Source organism: Sphingobacterium tabacisoli, assembly GCF_017908035.1.
Classification (GTDB): domain Bacteria; phylum Bacteroidota; class Bacteroidia; order Sphingobacteriales; family Sphingobacteriaceae; genus Sphingobacterium; species Sphingobacterium tabacisoli.
Genome location: NZ_JAEQMU010000012.1, coordinates 1 through 3,177, shown reverse-complemented (window position 1 = coordinate 3,177; position 3,177 = coordinate 1). Strand labels below are relative to the sequence as shown.

Genomic DNA, 3,177 nt, shown 5'->3' with positions numbered 1-3,177 from the left:
ATACAGGACAATTAGTCAAAGCATCTCCATAGTAGCAAAAGGGCTATGAGAGAGAAGAAAGTAAATAAGGGCACACGGGGGATGTCTAGGCTCTCAGAGGCGATGAAGGACGTGATAAGCTGCGATAAGCCACGGGGATCAGCAAATGTGATTTGATCCGTGGATTTCCGAATGGGGCAACCTGGCTGTTTGAAGAACAGTCGTATAATACGCGAACGCGCCGAACTGAAACATCTAAGTAAGCGTAGGAGGAGAAAATAATAATGATTTCGTAAGTAGTGGCGAGCGAACACGAAAGAGCCCAAACCCATATTGTTACGGCAATATGGGGGTTGTAGGACCACGACATTGTATTGTCGCTATGAACTGGAAGCAGGTGGGAAACTGCGCGATATGGGTGACAGCCCCGTACAGGTAAAGAATGACAGCATAGTGGTATCCTGAGTAGGGCGGGACCGGAGGAATCCTGCTTGAATCTGCCAGCACCATCTGGTAAGGCTAAATACTCCTGAGAGACCGATAGTGGACCAGTACCGTGAGGGAAAGATGAAAAGAACCCCGAACAGGGGAGTGAAAAGAACCTGAAACCGTGTGCTTACAAGCGGTTGGAGCAGAGCGATTCTGTGACAGCGTGCCTTTTGCATAATGAGCCTACGAGTTACTCTTTACTGGCAAGGTTAAGTGGTTCAGCCACGCAGCCGAAGCGAAAGCGAGTCTGAACAGGGCGCACAGTCAGTAGAGGTAGACGCGAAACCTTGTGATCTACCCTTGGGCAGGTTGAAGCTGTGGTAACACACAGTGGAGGACCGAACCGATAAACGTTGAAAAGTTTCCGGATGACCTGAGGGTAGGGGTGAAAGGCCAATCAAACTGGGAAATAGCTCGTACTCCCCGAAATGTTTTTAGGAACAGCGTCGGCATAGAGTCTTGTAGAGGTAGAGCTACCGATTGGGTGCGGGGGAGTCAAATCCTACCAAATCCAGACGAACTCCGAATGCTACAAGATATGGCCGGCAGTGAGGCTTTGGGTGCTAAGGTCCAAGGCCGAGAGGGAAAGAACCCAGACCATCAGCTAAGGTCCCCAAATGTAGTCTAAGTTGAACTAACGAGGTCCGGTTGCCCAGACAGCTAGGATGTTGGCTTGGAAGCAGCCATTCATTTAAAGAGTGCGTAACAGCTCACTAGTCGAGCGACCGGGCGTGGATAATAAACGGGCATCAAGATTACTACCGAAGCTATGGATTTGCATGTAAATGCATCTGGTAGGGGAGCATTCTATCGGGGGTGAAGCCGCATGGTGATGTGTGGTGGACCTGATAGAAAAGCAAATGTAGGCATAAGTAACGATAAGGCGGGTGAGAAACCCGCCCACCGAAAGACTAAGGTTTCCTGATCAACGCTAATCGGATCAGGGTTAGTCGGGACCTAAGGCGCATCCGAACGGAGAAAGCCGATGGACAACTGGTTAATATTCCAGTACTTTTCTTTACTGCGATGTGGTGACGGAGTAGTGACACTGCCGCGAACTGACGGAATAGTTCGTTAAAAGACGTAGGTATAGGGACGGTAGGCAAATCCGCCGACCCTGCTGAAATCCAATAGTACAGCAAAGCTTCGGCGGCGCTGATAGAGCAGGTAATCAGACTTCCAAGAAAACCCGCTAAGCTTCAGGTAAAGAAAACCCGTACCGTAAACCGACACAGGTAGTCGAGGAGAGAATCCTAAGGTGCTCGAGTGAGTCATGGCTAAGGAACTCGGCAAAATGGCCCTGTAACTTCGGGAGAAGGGGCGCTGTCTCAGCGATGAGCAGCCGCAGTGAAAAGGCCCAGGCGACTGTTTAGCAAAAACATATGGCTTTGCAAAATCGAAAGATGAGGTATAAGGCCTGACACCTGCCCGGTGCTGGAAGGTTAAGAGGGGATGTCATCCGCAAGGAGAAGCATTGAATCGAAGCCCCAGTAAACGGCGGCCGTAACTATAACGGTCCTAAGGTAGCGAAATTCCTTGTCGGGTAAGTTCCGACCTGCACGAATGGTGTAACGATCTGGGCGCTGTCTCAGCCATGAGCTCGGTGAAATTGTGGTATCGGTGAAGACGCCGATTACCCGCAACGGGACGGAAAGACCCCATGCACCTTCACTATAGCTTAACATTGAAATTGGGTACAGGATGTGTAGGATAGGCGGGAGATGTTGAAGTGGCTTCGCCAGGAGTCATGGAATCAACCTTGAAATACCGCCCTTTCTGTATTCGGTTTCTAATCCCACTGTGTGGGAGACATTGTTTGGTGGGTAGTTTGACTGGGGTGGTCGCCTCCAAAAAGGTAACGGAGGCTTTCAAAGGTAAGCTCAGTACGCTTGGTAACCGTACGGGGAGTGCAATGGCATAAGCTTGCTTGACTGTGAGGCCTACAAGCCGAGCAGGGTCGAAAGACGGACATAGTGATCCGGTGGTTCTGTATGGAAGGGCCATCGCTCAAAGGATAAAAGGTACGCTGGGGATAACAGGCTGATCTCCCCCAAGAGCTCATATCGACGGGGAGGTTTGGCACCTCGATGTCGGCTCGTCACATCCTGGGGCTGGAGAAGGTCCCAAGGGTTGGGCTGTTCGCCCATTAAAGTGGCACGCGAGCTGGGTTCAGAACGTCGCGAGACAGTTCGGTCCCTATCTGTTGTGGGCGTTGGAAGTTTGAGTGGATCTGTCCTTAGTACGAGAGGACCGGGATGGACTGACCGCTGGTGAACCAGTTATGCCGCCAGGTGTACGGCTGGGTAGCTACGTCGGGAATAGATAAGCGCTGAAAGCATCTAAGTGCGAAACTAGCCACGAGATGAGACTTCCTTATAGGGTCGTTGTAGATGACAACGTTGATAGGCTATAGGTGTAAAGGTTGAGAGACCAAAGCCGAGTAGTACTAATAGCCCGAAGCTTTCCAAGCAGATAGACCTGTTGTCTTCTCTGACTGTTCTTTTTCTTTCAATAACATGTCAATCAGCTTATGGCTATTAGCTATTAGCTTAAGATATTTCAGGTGCCTATATCGGCGGTGTCTACCTCTTCCCATTCCGAACAGAGAAGTCAAGCCCGCCAGAGCCGATGGTATTGCCGTAACAGGTGGGAGAGTAGGTCGGTGCCTTTTTTAATACGAAGCCCCTTCAGGAAACTGGAGGGGCTTTT

The 3,177-nt window shown here is 50.5% G+C and carries 2 rRNA genes; both read left to right on the top strand.

The features are described 5' to 3' along the window. The first annotated feature begins 54 nt into the window (after nucleotides 1-54). Nucleotides 55-2,937: ribosomal RNA gene (locus JKG64_RS22920) — 23S ribosomal RNA — on the top strand. 90 nt (nucleotides 2,938-3,027) lie between these two features. Further along, a 5S ribosomal RNA gene (rrf, locus tag JKG64_RS22915) occupies nucleotides 3,028-3,139 on the top strand. The last annotated feature ends 38 nt before the right edge of the window (nucleotides 3,140-3,177 follow it).